This window comes from Rhodococcus huquni (assembly GCF_055231055.1).
In genome coordinates, this window is the sequence record NZ_JBUYWE010000007.1 from 18,379 (window position 1) to 33,907 (window position 15,529).

The 15,529-nt window shown below is 64.6% G+C and carries 13 protein-coding genes and 1 tRNA gene; 4 read left to right on the top strand and 10 right to left on the bottom strand.

The genetic code is table 11. The annotated features are described in order from the left end of the window. Positions 1–199: 199 nt before the first annotated feature. The 5 genes from thrB to argS are packed head-to-tail and all read right to left on the bottom strand — an operon-like array spanning position 200 to position 6,654. A complete protein-coding gene (gene thrB / locus ACZI8R_RS14065; protein WP_463380256.1) occupies positions 200–1,132 on the bottom strand; it encodes a homoserine kinase in 933 nt (310 codons plus the stop codon). Positions 1,133–1,176: 44 nt separating this feature from the next. Continuing rightward, positions 1,177–2,274, bottom strand: coding sequence for a threonine synthase (gene thrC / locus ACZI8R_RS14070; RefSeq protein WP_463380257.1), 1,098 nt, complete (start codon positions 2,272–2,274; stop codon positions 1,177–1,179). Further along, entirely contained in the window at positions 2,271–3,584 is a 1,314-nt protein-coding gene (locus ACZI8R_RS14075) for a homoserine dehydrogenase (protein WP_463380258.1), read from the bottom strand. The genes thrC and ACZI8R_RS14075 overlap by 4 nt, the downstream gene beginning before the upstream one ends. Next, the gene (lysA, locus tag ACZI8R_RS14080) at positions 3,581–5,002 is read right to left on the bottom strand and encodes a diaminopimelate decarboxylase (protein WP_463380259.1); all 1,422 of its coding nucleotides are present in this window, start codon (positions 5,000–5,002) and stop codon (positions 3,581–3,583) included. The genes ACZI8R_RS14075 and lysA overlap by 4 nt, the downstream gene beginning before the upstream one ends. Then, the gene (gene argS, locus ACZI8R_RS14085) at positions 5,002–6,654 is read right to left on the bottom strand and encodes an arginine--tRNA ligase (protein WP_463380260.1); all 1,653 of its coding nucleotides are present in this window, start codon (positions 6,652–6,654) and stop codon (positions 5,002–5,004) included. Before argS ends, lysA begins: the two co-directional genes overlap by 1 nt. A gap of 163 nt (positions 6,655–6,817) precedes the next feature. Here argS and ACZI8R_RS14090 point away from each other — a divergent pair, with 163 nt between their 5' ends. The 4 genes from ACZI8R_RS14090 (at position 6,818) to ACZI8R_RS14105 (ending at position 10,078) form a co-directional block, all read left to right on the top strand. Beyond that, positions 6,818–7,774, top strand: coding sequence for a thioredoxin-like domain-containing protein (locus ACZI8R_RS14090; protein ID WP_463380261.1), 957 nt, complete (start codon positions 6,818–6,820; stop codon positions 7,772–7,774). Further along, positions 7,774–8,520 carry a DUF305 domain-containing protein gene (locus ACZI8R_RS14095; RefSeq protein ID WP_463380262.1) on the top strand — a complete coding sequence of 249 codons (747 nt, stop codon included), beginning with the start codon at positions 7,774–7,776 and terminating at the stop codon, positions 8,518–8,520. Before ACZI8R_RS14090 ends, ACZI8R_RS14095 begins: the two co-directional genes overlap by 1 nt. Before the next feature lie 107 nt (positions 8,521–8,627). Then, positions 8,628–8,703, top strand: a tRNA-Arg gene (locus tag ACZI8R_RS14100). A gap of 229 nt (positions 8,704–8,932) precedes the next feature. Beyond that, entirely contained in the window at positions 8,933–10,078 is a 1,146-nt protein-coding gene (locus ACZI8R_RS14105; protein WP_463380263.1) for a N(5)-(carboxyethyl)ornithine synthase, read from the top strand. A gap of 13 nt (positions 10,079–10,091) precedes the next feature. On the opposite strand, the gene ACZI8R_RS14110 is transcribed toward ACZI8R_RS14105, so the two are convergent. From ACZI8R_RS14110 to ACZI8R_RS14130, 5 genes are all read right to left on the bottom strand, one after another. After that, positions 10,092–10,484, bottom strand: a complete 393-nt coding sequence (locus ACZI8R_RS14110) for an SgcJ/EcaC family oxidoreductase (RefSeq protein ID WP_463380264.1) — start codon at positions 10,482–10,484, stop codon at positions 10,092–10,094. Continuing rightward, the gene (locus ACZI8R_RS14115; RefSeq protein WP_463380265.1) at positions 10,481–11,650 is read right to left on the bottom strand and encodes a 3'(2'),5'-bisphosphate nucleotidase CysQ; all 1,170 of its coding nucleotides are present in this window, start codon (positions 11,648–11,650) and stop codon (positions 10,481–10,483) included. The genes ACZI8R_RS14110 and ACZI8R_RS14115 overlap by 4 nt, the downstream gene beginning before the upstream one ends. Next, entirely contained in the window at positions 11,647–13,491 is a 1,845-nt protein-coding gene (cysC, locus tag ACZI8R_RS14120) for an adenylyl-sulfate kinase (RefSeq protein WP_463380266.1), read from the bottom strand. The genes ACZI8R_RS14115 and cysC overlap by 4 nt, the downstream gene beginning before the upstream one ends. Next, on the bottom strand, positions 13,491–14,408 hold the full coding sequence (gene cysD, locus ACZI8R_RS14125) for a sulfate adenylyltransferase subunit CysD (protein ID WP_463380267.1): 918 nt from the start codon (positions 14,406–14,408) through the stop codon (positions 13,491–13,493). Before cysD ends, cysC begins: the two co-directional genes overlap by 1 nt. A gap of 133 nt (positions 14,409–14,541) precedes the next feature. Then, on the bottom strand, positions 14,542–15,444 hold the full coding sequence (locus ACZI8R_RS14130) for an IclR family transcriptional regulator (protein WP_463380268.1): 903 nt from the start codon (positions 15,442–15,444) through the stop codon (positions 14,542–14,544). Positions 15,445–15,529: the final 85 nt, after the last annotated feature.

The following is a 15,529-nucleotide window of genomic DNA, read 5'->3' on the forward strand; positions in this document are numbered from 1 at the left end:
ACAGGCGCGTGTTCGCAAATCCATCACAACTGGTGAGTGCGGAGGATCATGCCAGGACCGCCCAACCCGATCGGAGTCGATCAGTCTTGGAAGATTGCCCTGGTGAAGCACCGGCGTCTGACGCGCACGATGTACGGACAAGGCTCAGAATAGCGCCCATTCTTCGCCCGGGCAAGAATTCACGCCAATTCTCGGCGTGTCAACCGACCTCTACGCCGTTCGCGATCTTCAGATCGAGAACTCGCAACCCCTCGGATTCGGCCTGCTCACGGAGACGGTCGGGCAGAGAAGCCGTGGTCAGAGCCAGAACCGTGGGGCCGGCTCCGGAAATGGTCGCAGCGAAACCCTCGGCTCGCAGGATCTCGATCCATCGCGCCGTCAACGGCAGAGCGGGAGCCCGCTGTGGCTGGTGCAATAGATCCTCGGTGGCAGGCATCAACAAGTCCGGGCGCTCCGTCAGCGCCACCACCGCCAACGCTCCCCTACTGACGTTGAACGCCGCATCGCGATGCGGAACCAATTCCGGCAACAATCCTCGGGTGTGCGCAGTCGACGACCGCTCGTTGGGCACCAGTGCCACGGCCCTGATGTCCGGGTGCACATCGAGTCGCGCCGCGAAGTAGCTTCGCGGCGCGTCTGCGCCCTCCGCAGGGCAACTCCACGACACCACCGCGCCGCCAAGGACACTCGCGGAAGCGTTGTCCGGGTGCCCCTCGAACTCCGCTGACATCTGCACGAGTTGTTCGGTGGACAACGCGAACCGTGGGTCCAGTCGAGTGGCCAGACCGTTGGCCGCTGCGAGTCCGCCCACTACCGCCGAGGCGGACGACCCCAGCCCCCGCGAGTGCGGAATAGCATTGCGGCACACTACTTTCAGTCCATCCGCCCACACCCCCGCAGCCTCGAGGCCGCGTTCGATCGCGCGGACGACGAGGTGCGACGGGCCCCACGGCACGTCTTCGGAGCCCTCACCCTCGACGGTGATGTCGAGCCCCGAACCCGTTGTCGTGACCATGATCTCGTCGTACAGACCGAGAGCCAGCCCCAGAGTGTCGAAGCCGGGCCCGAGGTTCGCACTCGACGCGGGCACGCGAGCGGTCACTGTGATGTCGATGGGCAGGGTTTGTGTCATTGCATCTGTCCGAGGTTGCGGAGTCGAAGGCGCGGGGTGAGCCACTACGCCAACTCGAGCGCAGACGCGACTGCGACCGGATCGACCGGAATCGGCTTCACCTCAGGCATTCCCGCCAACGCAGTGTCCGGATCCTTGAGACCGTTACCGGTCACGGTGCACACCACGGTGAGACCGGAATCGAGCCAGCCTTCCTTGCGTGCGGCGAGCAATCCGGCGACGCTCGCGGCGGATGCCGGTTCCACGAACACTCCCTCGGTCGCGGCGATGAGCCGGTACGCCTCGAGAATCTCTTCGTCCGTGGCGGCCCGGAACGCACCCTCCGACTCCTCCTTCGCGGCAACCGCGCTGTTCCACGACGCAGGCGAGCCGATGCGAATCGCGGTCGCGATGGTCTCGGGGTCCTTGACGGGGGCACCGTTCACGAGCGGGGCAGCACCTGCCGCCTGCACGCCCAGCATCCGGGGCTTGACCGCGGTCAGTCCGTCCGCGAAGTACTCGGTGTAGCCGCGCCAGTACGCAGTGATGTTGCCGGCATTTCCGACGGGAAGCGCGTGGACGTCGGGAGCCTTGCCCAGCGCGTCGCAGATCTCGAAGGCCGCTGTCTTCTGTCCCTCGATCCGGACCGGGTTCACCGAGTTGACGAGACCGATCGTCGGGAACTCCGCCGTGGTCTTGCGAGCCAACTCGAGGCAGTCGTCGAAGTTACCTTCGACCTGGATGATGCGGGCACCGTGCATGACGGCCTGCGCCAGCTTGCCCATCGCGATCTTGCCCTGCGGCACCAGCACGGCGCAGCTCATCTTCGCCTTCGCCGCGTAGGCAGCGGCCGATGCGGACGTGTTGCCGGTCGATGCACACAACACGGCACGCTGTCCGCGCGCAAGCGCGTCCGTGACCGCCATCGTCATTCCGCGGTCCTTGAACGAACCGGTGGGGTTCAGACCCTCCACCTTGAGGTACACGTCGCAACCGGTGATCTCGGACAGGTGACCTGCGGGAAGCAACGGCGTCCCACCCTCACGCAGAGTGATGGTCTTCCAGTCCGGACCGATCGCCAGACGGTCGCGATACGCCTCGATCAGGCCGGGCCACGGCTTGTGAACCGCAGAGGTCGCGAGAGTATTGCCAGTGCCGGTCATTGTTCGGTGCCTTCCAGTCGCAGCACGCTGGTCACAGCGGTGACGAATTCGAGTTTGCTCAGTGCCTCGACGGTTTCCGACAGCGCGGAGTCGAGGGCCATGTGGGTGACGACCACCAGACGAGCGCCTTCGCCCTCGCCTTCCTGGCGGACCGTCGAGATGCTGACGCCGTGCTGCGCGAACTCCGCCGCCACTGCGGAGAGAACGCCTGCACGGTCGGCGACCTGCATGTTCACGTAATAGCGAGTAGGAATGTCGCCCATGGGCGCAATCCTCAACTTCGCGTACTTCGACTCGCGCGGGCCGCGTCCCCCGTGCACCTTGTTGCGAGCAGCCATCACGAGATCACCCATGACTGCCGAGGCGGTCGGTGCGCCGCCCGCACCCTGTCCGTAGAACATGAGGCGGCCGGCGTTCTCGGCCTCGACCACCACGGCATTGAAGGCCCCGTTGACCGTGGCGAGCGGATGGGTCGAGGGAACCAGCGCCGGGTACACGCGCGCAGAGATGCGTTCCTTGCCCTCCGCGGTGGTGATGCGCTCGCAGATCGACAGCAGCTTGATGGTGCAGTCGAGTGCGCGCGCCGAAGCCAGATCGTCCGCAGTGATCTCGGAGATACCTTCGCGGTACACGTCCGCAGCCGTGACGCGCGTGTGAAAGGCGATCGACGCGAGAATTGCAGCCTTGGCTGCGGCGTCGTATCCCTCCACGTCCGCAGTCGGGTCCGCCTCCGCATAGCCGAGCCGACCGGCCTCTGCCAGGGTCTCGTCGTAATCGGCGCCCGTGTCGTCCATGGCGGACAGGATGTAGTTGGTGGTGCCGTTGACGATTCCGGCGATCTTGGTGATCCGGTCACCTGCCATCGACTGGGTGAGCGGCCGGATCACGGGGATCGCACCGGCCACGGAGGCCTCGAAGTTGAGGTCCACGCGCTGCGCTTCCGCCGCCTCTGCCAGTTCACCGGTGTGCTCGGCGAGAAGCGCCTTGTTGGCAGTCACGACCGACTTGCCGGAATTCAGCGCAGCGAGGACGAGTTTGCGCGGAATCTCGATTCCGCCGATCAGCTCGACGACCACGTCCACGTCCGCGCGTGCTACAAGAGCCTCCGCGTCGGTCGTCTGAAGGTCTTCCGGAATGCCACGATCGGCGCTGATCCTCCGCAGAGCCACTCCCCGCAGAGCCAGCGGTGCTCCCACCCGTGCCTCGAGATCGTCCGTCTGGTTGAGCAGGATTCGAACGACTTCGCTGCCCACGTTGCCGTACCCCAGTACGGCCACGCCGATGGGACGCTGCGTCGATTCGCTCGTCACTGTTGTGCCTCCAAGCTGAGCAGGTCTTGCACTGTTTCCCGGCGCAGGATCACGCGGGATCGTCCGTCACGTACGGCCACCACGGCAGGCCGAGCCAGCAAGTTGTATCTACTGGACATCGAATAGCAGTATGCACCGGTCGCGGCCACCGCCATGAGATCTCCGGCGTCGACGTCGTTCGGAATCCAGGTGTCCCTGATCACCACGTCGCCGGATTCGCAATGTTTGCCCACGATACGGGCCACCACCGGCTCCCCCTCGCTGACACGCGAGACGAGGCGGGCTTCGTAGTCGGCCTGGTAGAGCGAAGTCCGAATGTTGTCGCTCATGCCGCCGTCGACACTGACGTACCGCCGAGTCAACGCGTTGTCCACGGCCACGTCCTTGATCGTGCCGACCTCGTAGAGCGTCACCGTGCCCGGGCCGGCGATCGCCCGGCCCGGCTCGACCGCGAGCGTCGGCTCGGGAAGCCCTGCCAGCTCGGACTCGTTTCGGACGATGTCTCTGAGCTTGGCCGCCAGATCGGTCACGGTGGGCGGATCGTCGGTGGGGACGTAAGAGATTCCCATGCCACCACCGAGGTCGACCACGGAGATCTGCGCGGTCCGCTCGACGCCGAACTCGGAGACCACCTCGCGGAGCAGACCGATCACGCGGTGGGCCGCGGCTTCGAAACCGTCGACCTCGAAGATCTGTGAACCGATATGACTGTGCAAGCCGACCAGACGCAGATTGTCGGCCTCGAACACTCGTCGCACGGCGTCCATCGCAGCGCCGCCCGCGAGCGAGAACCCGAACTTCTGGTCCTCGTGTGCGGTCGAGATGAACTCGTGCGTATGTGCCTCGACACCGACGGTGACGCGGATCAGCACGTCCTGCACTACGCCTGCGGAACTCGCGACAGCGTTCAGGCGATCGATTTCGTAGACGGAGTCGAGTACGACGTGACCGACTCCGGCAGCCACTCCCGCTTCCAGCTCGGCTACGGATTTGTTGTTGCCGTGCATCGCAATTCGTTCCGCAGGAAAGCCTGCGTGCAACGCGATGGCGAGTTCTCCACCGGAGCACACGTCGAGGGACAGGCCTTCGTCCTCGACCCAGCGTGCGATCTCTCCGCACAGGAAGGCCTTCGATGCGTAGTGCACCTTGGCATCCGGCCCGAACGCGGCTCGCATGTCGCGGCACCGGGAACGAAAGTCGTCCTCGTCGATCACGAACAGCGGGGTTCCGTACTGCTCGGCGAGGTCCGTGACGGGTACTCCGGCGAGACGAACGATGCCGTCGTCGCCTCGTTCGGCGTTACGCGGCCACACGTGTGCGGGCAATTGTGCGTACTCGGCCGACGAGGCGGGCCGAGCGGGAAGCCCGGGTGCATGGATCTGGTCGGCGTGCTTCGGGCCGGCGGGGTGTGCGCTCATCACATCTTCTCCGGTGCGCTGACGCCGAGCAGGCTCAGCCCGTTGGCCAGCACCTGACGGCTGGCCGCACACAGCGCCAGTCGCGCGGTGTGAATCGGCCCGGCCTCCTCGTCGCCTTGTGGAAGGATTCGGTTCGCTCCGTAGAAGCGGTGGTACGCGCCGGCAAGCTCTTCGAGGTAGCGGGCAATCCGGTGCGGTTCCCGCAGGTCGGCGGCACTGGCCACGACCCGGGGATACTCGCCGAGAGTGCGTACGAGCTCACCCTCTTGTTCACCGGTGAGAAGCGAGAAGTCCGGGTTCTCCGAACTGATCCCGAGTTCGGCGGCCCCACGCGCGATGGACGAGAGCCGCGCATGCGCGTACTGCACGTAGTACACGGGGTTCTCGTTACCGTCGCTCGTCCACACTTCGAGGTCGATGTCGATGCTGGAATCGACCGACGACCGAATCAGCGAGTACCGGGCTGCATCCACGCCGATCGCCTCGACCAGGTCGTCGAGAGTGATGACGGTGCCGGCACGCTTGCTCATCTTGACCGTGACGCCGTCGCGTACAAGGTTCACCATCTGTCCGATGAGGACCTCGACGGTCGCCGGATCGTCACCGAAGGCTGCGGCAGCCGCCTTCAGTCGGCCGATGTAGCCGTGGTGGTCCGCACCCAACATGTAGATGCACAGGTCGAATCCACGCGAACGCTTGTCCTGGAAGTACGCGATGTCACCCGCGATGTACGCCGCGTTTCCGTCGCTCTTGATGACGACCCGATCTTTGTCGTCCCCGTAGTTGGTGCTCTCGAGCCACCACGCGCCGTCCTTCTCGTAGAGATTGCCCGACGTCTTCAGCGTCTCGACGGCCTTTTCGACGGCCCCCGACTCGAAGAGCGAGTTCTCGTGGAAGTACACGTCGAAGTCGACGCCGAACTCGTGCAGCGTGCGTTTGATGTGCGCGAACATCAATTCCACGCCTTCGGCGCGGAAGGTCTCCTGGGCGTCGTCGGCCGGCAACGCGAGTGCGTCCGGATGCTTCGCGAGCACCTGATCGGCGATGTCCGAGATGTAGGCGCCGGCGTAGCCGTCCTCCGGAGCAGGCTCACCCTTCGCCGCTGCGATCAGCGAGCGCGCAAAGCGGTCGATCTGAGCACCGTGATCGTTGAAGTAGTACTCGCGAGTGACCTCGGCGCCCTGGGTTCCGAGGATGCGCCCGAGAGCGTCGCCGGCCGCAGCCCACCGCGTACCGCCGAGATGGATCGGCCCCGTCGGATTCGCGGACACGAACTCGAGGTTGATCTTGGTGCCTGCCAGCACGGACCCGGTTCCGTAATCCGCCCCTGCAGCAAGAATGTCGGCGACGATCGCGCCCTGCGCATCGGCAGCAAGACGAATGTTGAGAAAGCCCGGACCTGCGATCTCGGCGCTCTCGATGCCCTCGGTGGCAGTCAACGCCTCGGCCAGCCAGGACGCCAACTCACGTGGATTGACCCCGACCTTCTTCGCCACCTGCATCGCGACGTTGGTGGCGTAATCGCCGTGCTCCGGATTACGCGGACGCTCCACCGTGAGAGTCTCGGGAAGCACGGATGCGTCGAGGTCACGGTCGGCGAGCACGGTCGCGGCGGTACCGCGCAACAATTCGGCAAGGTCAGCAGGAGTCACAGGTACTCATCCTATGGGCAGGACCCGTGTCACGGTGATTCGCCTTCGGTTCGATGCCTTCCTTCCGACCATGCGTGGCCCCGGAAAGTACAGTAGGCATCGCCCTGACTTCCCCGAGCTCGGGGCGCGGCGCACGTAACCACAGAACGAGAGAGCGCAACACATGCCAAGCGGTACGGAAAGTGGCGGTCCCGGTAAGAAGTCGGGCGCGAAATCGGCCAAGGCCATCAAGGCCGCCAAACAGCGGAGCGGCGGCAACAAGTCGAGCAGCGCGAAAGCGCCACGGCAGATCCCCTGGCTGACGATCGCAGCCGTGGCCGCAGTCGCTGCCCTGGTCGCAGTGTTGGCTGTCAATCTCTTCCCGAAGTACCAGGCCAAGGAAGAGGCCGCGAAGTACGCTCCCAGCGAGCAGACCCCTGATCCTTCGGACAACATCGAGGGCGTCAGCAAGGTCGAGTACCCCGCCGGCATCCACGTGCAGCCCACTCAGCGCGTCGCCTACGACCAGTCGCCGCCGTTCGGTGGTCCACACGACGGAATCTGGGCAACATGCACCGGCACCGTCTACGACCAGGCGATCCGTACCGAGAACGCCGTCCACTCGCTCGAGCACGGCGCAATCTGGATCGCATACAACCCGGACGAGGTCTCGGGTGACGACCTCAGCACTCTCTCGGACAAGGTCGACGGCGAGGCGTACACGTTGATGTCGCCGTACCCCGGACTCGACACTCCGGTCGCCCTGCAGTCCTGGGGCCACCAGCTGAAGGTCGACAGCGTCGACGACGACCGCGTAGACCAGTTCATCACCGCGCTGCGCCTCAACAAGAACACGTACCCGGAGATCGGCGCGAGCTGCTCGAGCATCCCGGGCTCCGGATTCGATCCCGAGAACCCGCCGCCCTTCGATCCGTCCGCGCCCGGACCCGACGCGGTTCCGATGGATGGACACGGCATCGCCCCCGACCAGTCGGAGACACAGGGCGGCGGCGCTGCCGGTGGCCTTCCCCCAGGCATGCAGCTCCCGCCGGGTATGGAGCTTCCGTCCGACCTGCAGCAGGCCCCGGCCGGCGCCGAGGTACCCGCCGACGGCGGTCAGGTTCCGCCCGCAGGCCAGTGATGTCCGCACGCCCCGAGGTCCCCGACGCCGACGAATCCGGTTCGTCGGCGTCGGGCGGGGGCCTTCGCGGCGCGGCCCGTAACCAGCGCACAGGGCTGCTCGTGGTCGGCGTCATCGGTGCGATCGTGCTCGGATTCGCGCTCGGATTCCTTGCTCGTATACCGCTCGAGGATTCGTCGCAGAACACGCCCGAAGCCGGGTCCGTCGACGTCGGATTCGCCCAGGACATGAGCGTTCACCACAGCCAGGCTGTGGAAATGTCGGCCATCGCCCTGACGAACACCACCGACCCCGCTGTTCGTGGCCTCGCATACGACATCTTGACCACTCAGCAGAATCAGCTGGGACAGATGCAGGGCTGGCTGTCGCTGTGGGATCAGCCCCTCCTGCCTTCGGGCGGATACATGGGGTGGATGGAGGCCGAACACGGTAGTGGCCACGATCACGGCATGTCGTCCGACGACCACGAGTCGGGTCCGATGGCGAAGATGCCCGGCATGGCGTCCTCGGAGGACATGTCTCGACTACGTCAGGCGACGGGGCCTGCCGCCGACGTGGAGTTCCTGCAGCTGATGCTGCGCCATCACCAGGGCGGGCTGCCGATGATGGAATACGGCGCTCAGCACGCATCGCAGTCGGTGGTGCGCCAGCTGGCGCAGACGATGGTCGACACGCAGCAGAACGAGGCAACGCTCATGACGAACATGCTCGCCGAACGCGGCGCTGCCCCACTTCCGATGAACTGAACCCGAACCGGGGTGTCGTCGCAACGCGGCGACACCCCGATTTGGTCCAACGAACCGCCGATGCGCTACGCTTACGCAGCCCAATCGGCACACCGGACAACCGGTGCGCCCCCGTAGCTCAGGGGATAGAGCGTTCGCCTCCGGAGCGAAAGGTCGCAGGTTCGAATCCTGCCGGGGGCACCACAACGGTCAGTCGCAACATCAGAGACGGTCGAACTGTTCTGGATGGTTGCAGACCCGCACCAGGTGCCTCGTTCTCGATCGATGCTTCATCTTCGACAGCGCACTGCTTCTCTACCAGCGCCCGTTCTCGACCAGCGCCGGCCATGCTCGCGGCCGCCTGCTCCACGGACACCTCGAACCTATCTCGACCCGTGTCAAGACTCGACCCAGGTCGAGGTAAGGGGCATTCGTGCACCAGCTCACGCTCGGCATCATCTCGGAATCCCGCAAGGAGAACGAGCACCGTCTGCCGATACATCCGGCCCATTTCGACCGTATCGATCCTGCACTTCGTCGTTCCATCCACGTTCAATACGGCTACGGCGAGCGTTTCGGTGTGTCCGACGACCATCTCGCGCAACTGGTCGCCGGTTTGCACACCAGAGAAGAACTGGTGGCCGAGTGCGACGTGATCCTGATGAACAAGCCCCTCGCACGCGATGTTGCCGAATTGCGCACCGGACAGGTCCTTTGGGGCTGGCCGCACTGTGTACAGGATCAGGCGTTGACCCAGCAGGCGATCGACTCGAAGCTCAGTGTGATCGCCTTCGAAGCAATGAATCACTGGACGCCCGGCGGTTCGCTCAGCTTGCACGTCTTCCACAAGAACAACGAGATGGCCGGTTACTCCTCCGTTCTGCACGCGATGCAACTCGCCGGGTCGACGGGTGATTACGGGCGCCGACTCCGTGCTGTGGTCATCGGCTTCGGCGCCACTGCTCGTGGTGCGGTCACTGCTCTGAACGCGCACGGTGTGCACGATGTCGATGTACTCACGGTGCGGGGAATCAGCGCTGTGGCTTCACCGATCCACTCGGCCCGGATGGTGCAGTTCGCCCACGACGACGCCACACCCCGCCGCAGCTACGCGAACACCGAGGCAGGCAAGGTGCCGCTCGCCGGGTTCCTCGCCGACCACGACATCATCGTCAATTGCGTTCTGCAGGACACCGATTCGCCACTCGCATTCCTCGGCGACGACGATCTCGATCGGCTCCGGCCCGGAACCCTCGTCGTCGACGTCTCGTGCGACGAGGGAATGGGTTTCGATTGGGCACGACCCACGACGTTCGACTCACCCACATTCGTGGTGGGAGACAATGTGCTCTACTACGGCGTCGATCACAGTCCCTCCTACCTCTGGAATTCGGCAACGTGGGAGAACAGCGAAGCGCTGCTGCCCTACTTGGACGTCGTCCTGTCGGGTACCGACGCCTGGGAGGAGAACGCGACCATCCGCCGCGCGATCGAGATTCGTGACGGCGTGGTCCAGAATCCCGCCATCCTCTCGTTCCAGCACCGAGCGCCCGACTACCCCCACACGATTCTCGCGTGAGAATCTCGCGTCTTCACCGGCTTCTGTCGCCCGGCCGCTTTTCCTCTGCCGCTCTCGTGATCGGTGCCATGTCGAAATAGTCACGCCATGCGGCGATCCGAGTTCCCCGTACCTCGAACACACCGACGACCGGCAGTTCCACTTCCGCTCCGTCGAGAGTGAAGACGTCGACGCGCTCGTTCATCACGACATCACCGTCCACGACTTGGCGCCGTACCTTGAAGTCGATGTTTCCGAAAGCTGCGACGAACCCCGCGACGAACGTCCGGATCGCATCACGCCCGACCACCGGATCCATCGGAATGTTGTGATAGACGGCGTCTTCGGTGAAATACTCGGCGATGGCCTCCGGGTCCGCGTCGGCCCATTCCGCACAGAATGCCGTCACGAGTTCGCTTGCAGTCACACAGCACCTCTCGTCGCTTTCGCGTGCATGTTCTCGGCGACCTCATCGGTGCCCGTGGTGGGCACCGCCGGTTCTATGATCGCCATGATCGACTCGATCTCGCCACCGGGAATTTCGAAGTACTCCGTGACGTGCACTGTGATGGTCCGTGTCGAAGCGGCGCCGACATCGAGGGCATACCGCGCCACCACGCTGCTCCCCCATTCGTGAAATTCCAGATCCCGGATCTCACGAATCGACGTGTACTGCTCGCCGTGCTCGAGTTCGTCGCTGATCTGCCGACCCGACTCTCCGGTCCGGCGACCGTTCTCCACTCGCCAGGCATCGGCTGCGAGACGCACCTTCGTCGCGTCGTGAGAGAGGAGGGAGTCGATGTACTCACGCGCCATGGCGACACGTGCGCTGTCCACCGTCCCCTGCGCGTGCACGGCGATTGCGGCAAGCAGTTCGTCGGCAAATTCCGGTCGGCAGATCACCAGGTCGGGTAGATAGGGATGTGCTTCGTTGTACCGGAGTTCGCTGCCGTCTATACGTGAACAATGAAGCCCCGCAGCCCGGCACACTCCCACAGGCGCGGCGGAATCCCATTCCCACTGGCCACCCGCGTGGACGTAGGCGTCGACCTCTCCGCGGAGAACCGCCATCGCCTTCACGCCCGCCGACCCCATCGTGACGATCTCGGCACCGACGTCTGCGGCTACCGCATTTACGAACCCGGGCGGCCGGCTGCCACTCACCACGATCTGTCGCGTACCGCTCGTGGATAAGCTCGGCGCCTCGTCGTCACTCGAATGGACGACTGACAAGCTGGGTTGGGCCACCGCCGCGGCCGTGATGCCCCTACCCCGCTCCCACAGCGCCACGTGCACGGCCCAGTCGTCCCGGCCGTGCATCCCGTACTCTTTCGATCCGTCGAGCGGATCGATGATCCACACTCGCGGCCGGTCCAGACGAGTTCGATCGTCCGCCGATTCCTCCGACAGCACGGCGTCGTCCGGCCGGACTGCCCGCAGCCTCGCCATGAGATGTTCGTTCGCCGCTACGTCGCCGCGCCGAGACAGCTCGCGTCCGCTCGACTCACCGCGTAGGGCCTCGCCACGCACTTCGAGGAGCACTTCGCCTGCTCCCCTGGCAAGTTCGGCTGCGAGGGCCGCATCCTCGCTCACAGATCGAGCTCCGACATGATCCTGGCCGCGAGTTCCGCCGGAGAGCCGTCCTCGGGTCGGAGTACGAGTTCCGGATTCTCCGGAGCCTCGTAGGGGTCGTCCACCCCGGTGAATCCGGTGATCTCTCCTGCTCGAGCCTTTGCCCACATACCTTTCGGATCACGGGCTTCGCATTGCTCCACCGGGGTGTCGACGTAAACCTCCAGGAAGGGAATCCCCGCATCCGCATGCTGTTGTCGCACGGCTCTTCTGGCCTCACGGTAGGGACTGATCAGCGAGGCCACGGCGATCACTCCCGAATCCGCGAACAGCTGCGCTACGGCACCGACTCGGCGCACGTTTTCGCCGCGATCGCGCGCGGAGAACCCGAGGTCTGCGTTGAGTCCGTGCCGAAGGTTGTCACCGTCCAGCCGATAGGCGGGTACACCCGCGGCGACCAGCTGTCGCTCGAGCTCGACAGCCACCGTGGACTTCCCCGAGGCCGACAACCCCGTGAGCCACACGGTCGCTCCCCTGGTCGCTCGATCCTCCCGGGAGACGCCGGTCGCGTGCCACACCACCTTCGATTCGGACAGGGTCGGCCCCGTTATCATTCCGGCCGCGACCGTGTCGTGGGTGGTTTCGTCGACGAGGACGAAGCTTCCGGTTCCGTGATTGCGCCGGTACGGATCGAACATGAGCGGGTTGCTCGTCTTCAGCTGAACCCGACCGATCTCGTTGAGCGACAGACTTTGCGCCGACTCGTCTCGGTGCAATGTGTTGACGTTCAAGCGATAGTCGAGACGTACCACGGATGCCTTGGTTGCCCGGGTGGTGTGCAAGAGGGTGTATCGGGCGTCCGGAGACAGCGACGACCGTTCCGTCAGCCAACACACCATTGCGTCGACCTCGTTGGACATCTGAGGCCGGTTGTTGGGGCGACACAGGACGTCTCCCCGCGCGACATCGAGATCGTCCGTCAGTTGAACGGTGACGGCCGACGGCGCGAACGCTTCTTCGACAGGAGTACCACCCGGGCCCCAGATCGCCGCCACCGTCGAGGTGAAGCCGGACGGCAGAACCACCACGTCGTCCCCAGGCTTGAACACTCCCCCCGCTACCGTCCCCGCGTAACCGCGGAAGTCGTGGAACTCGGGGGCCGTTCGCGCTCCCGGCCTGATCACGTACTGGACGGGCAGACGGGCATCGATGAGGTTGCGGTCGGACGCCACGTGCACCTGCTCGAGATCGTGCAGCAGCGAACCACCCTCGTACCAGTCCATGTTCACGGTCCGCTGCGCCACGTTGTCACCGTGCAGCGCCGACACCGGAACGAACGTGAGGTCGTGGACGTCCAATTTGACTGCGAAGCGCCGGAATTCCTCCTGGATTTCCTCGAAGCGTTCCTGTGACCAGTCGACCAGGTCCATCTTGTTCACGCACACCACGAGGTGCGGGATACCGAGAAGGCTCGAGATGAAGGCGTGCCGCCGCGTCTGCTCGAGAACGCCTTTGCGTGCATCGACCAGGATCAATGCGAGATCGGCCGTGGACGCTCCCGTCACCATGTTGCGGGTGTACTGCTCGTGACCAGGGGTATCGGCGATGATGAACTTGCGCTGCGGGGTCGCGAAGTACCGGTACGCGACGTCGATGGTGATGCCCTGCTCCCGCTCGGCTCGCAGTCCGTCGGTGAGCAACGCGAGATCGGCATGATCGGATCCACGCGCCCTGGACGTGCGTTCGACGGCCTCGAGCTGATCCTCGAAGATCGCTTTGGAGTCGTACAGCAGGCGGCCGATCAGAGTCGACTTACCGTCGTCCACACTGCCCGCGGTCGCGATCCGTAACAGTCGCGGCATCAGAAGTACCCTTCCTTCTTGCGATCTTCCATGCCGGCTTCGGATATCCGGTCGTCGGCTCGGGTGGCGCCCCGCTCGGTGACCCGACTGGCTGCGACCTCCACGACGACTTCGTCCGGTGTCGCAGCGCTCGATTCGACGCATCCGGTGCAGGTCGCGTCTCCCACCGTCCGGAACCGCACCATCGCTTCAGTGGGTTTCTCGTCGCTGCGCAGTTGCAGGAACCGCGTGTGCGCCAACAGCATTCCGTCGCGAGGAACCACGCATCTGCGATGCGCATAGTAGAGCGAGGGCAAATCCACGTTCTGGTCGCGGATGTACTGCCAGATGTCCAGCTCGGTCCAGTTGGAGAGCGGGAACACCCTGATGTGTTCACCCTTGCGATGCCGGCCGTTGTACAGATTCCACAGCTCGGGACGCTGGGCGCGTGGGTCCCATTGACCGAACTCGTCCCGAAAGCTGAACACCCGCTCCTTCGCGCGGGCCTTCTCCTCGTCTCTCCTGGCTCCGCCGAAGACCGCGTCGAATCCACCCTCACGAATTCCACGAAGCAGGGTGGAGGTCTGTAGCCGGTTGCGGCTCGCCCCGACGCCCAACTCCTCGACCGATCGGCCGGCGTCGATGTCTTGTTGAACGCTCGCAACCACCATGCGGAGCCCGTAACGGGCCACCGTCCGATCCCGGAACTCGATCACTTCGTCGAAGTTGTGCCCGGTATCGACGTGCATGACAGTGAACGGGATCGGAGCGGGCCAGAACGCCCGAGCCGCGATGTGGAGCATCACGACCGAGTCCTTGCCACCCGAGAACAGCAGGACAGGGTGTTCGAAGGTGGCCGCCACCTCCCTGAAGATGTGGACCGCCTCCGCCTCCAGGGCACCGAGGTGGGACAGCTCGTACAGCGGTGGGGACGTCATGACCGGCGACTCCTGAAGTTCCGAAACAGTCGGTCCATATTTGAACCGATGCGGTCGAAATGGTTACAGGTTCGACAATAGAACGCGTTTCAGAAATTGGTCAATGCCCGGGCCGAATCCCGACGAAATATCACTACGGCCGTCGTCCACCGACTTCCGCGGTCACGACGTCGGCGGCGGCCGCAAGGGCCTCGCCACGCACTCGGATCTCCTCGTCCGAGATCGTGGCGCCCACATACAGAGTCAGCACCATCGCCTGGTGCCCCTCTGCGTCGAACGTGGGTGCCGCGATGAGACTGACCGGATGCTCGCCTGCCGAATCGGCGTCCACGTCGCGCAGGTACACACGCTCACCGAGGCTCGACACCATTTCACCGAGCACGTTCCGCAGATCCGCAGGAAGGGCATGCGCCGCGACGCCGGCCATCAGTGCGTGGAGTTGCCGCCCGACCGGAGTGAGCGTTTCCACCAGGTAGCCATCCCTTCGACACTCGGTTGCCACTCGCTGCAGCCGTTCACGATCCAACTCCACCGGCAGCGTCGGCTCACGCCTGAGCCATGCCTCGAGCCGATCGTCGCCGTCCCACAGCACGTACATGAGCCCCACCGGCGGCGCGAACGGGTACACCTCACCCACCTTCACGGTCGGTCGGACTCCTGGCGGGCTGGTCAGCTCGAGCACGGCGATCCGATCCCCGACGACAGCCGAGGCCGTACACGTCGTACCGAAACGCTCACCCAACTCGGCGAGGTGCTCACGGGCGATCGGGCCGGCCGCGAACCCCTGTTGCGCGGCACGCCCTGCCGCAATGAGAGCCGGTCCGAGTGCGTAGGTCTTGGACAGCGGATCTCGGATCAGGTAACCCCCGTCGACGAGAGCGGACACAATCCCCAGGCACGTGGGCTTGCTGATGTCGAGTTGCCGAGCCAGCTCCGACAGACCGAACTGCTGACCCTTTCGAGCTACCAGAAAGTCCAACACCTGAACAACCCGCTCGGTGGGCGGCGATCGGCGCGCGGATCCGGCTGCCACCATTGACCTCTCCTTAGAACACGTTCTATTGTCATATCAGTTCTACCAGTTAGGTACATATTTGTACCAGTACCGAAATTCAACCGTC

Bases quoted from the DNA above. Each gene is read 5' to 3' on its own strand.
- thrC (WP_463380257.1), bottom strand. From the start codon at position 2,274: ATGACCGGCACTGGCAATACTCTCGCGACCTCTGCGGTTCACAAGCCG.
- ACZI8R_RS14095 (WP_463380262.1), top strand. From the start codon at position 7,774: ATGTCCGCACGCCCCGAGGTCCCCGACGCCGACGAATCCGGTTCGTCG.
- thrB (WP_463380256.1), bottom strand. From the start codon at position 1,132: ATGACACAAACCCTGCCCATCGACATCACAGTGACCGCTCGCGTGCCC.
- cysD (WP_463380267.1), bottom strand. From the start codon at position 14,408: ATGACGTCCCCACCGCTGTACGAGCTGTCCCACCTCGGTGCCCTGGAG.
- lysA (WP_463380259.1), bottom strand. From the start codon at position 5,002: ATGAGCGCACACCCCGCCGGCCCGAAGCACGCCGACCAGATCCATGCA.
- ACZI8R_RS14090 (WP_463380261.1), top strand. From the start codon at position 6,818: ATGCCAAGCGGTACGGAAAGTGGCGGTCCCGGTAAGAAGTCGGGCGCG.
- ACZI8R_RS14130 (WP_463380268.1), bottom strand. From the start codon at position 15,444: ATGGTGGCAGCCGGATCCGCGCGCCGATCGCCGCCCACCGAGCGGGTT.
- cysC (WP_463380266.1), bottom strand. From the start codon at position 13,491: ATGCCGCGACTGTTACGGATCGCGACCGCGGGCAGTGTGGACGACGGT.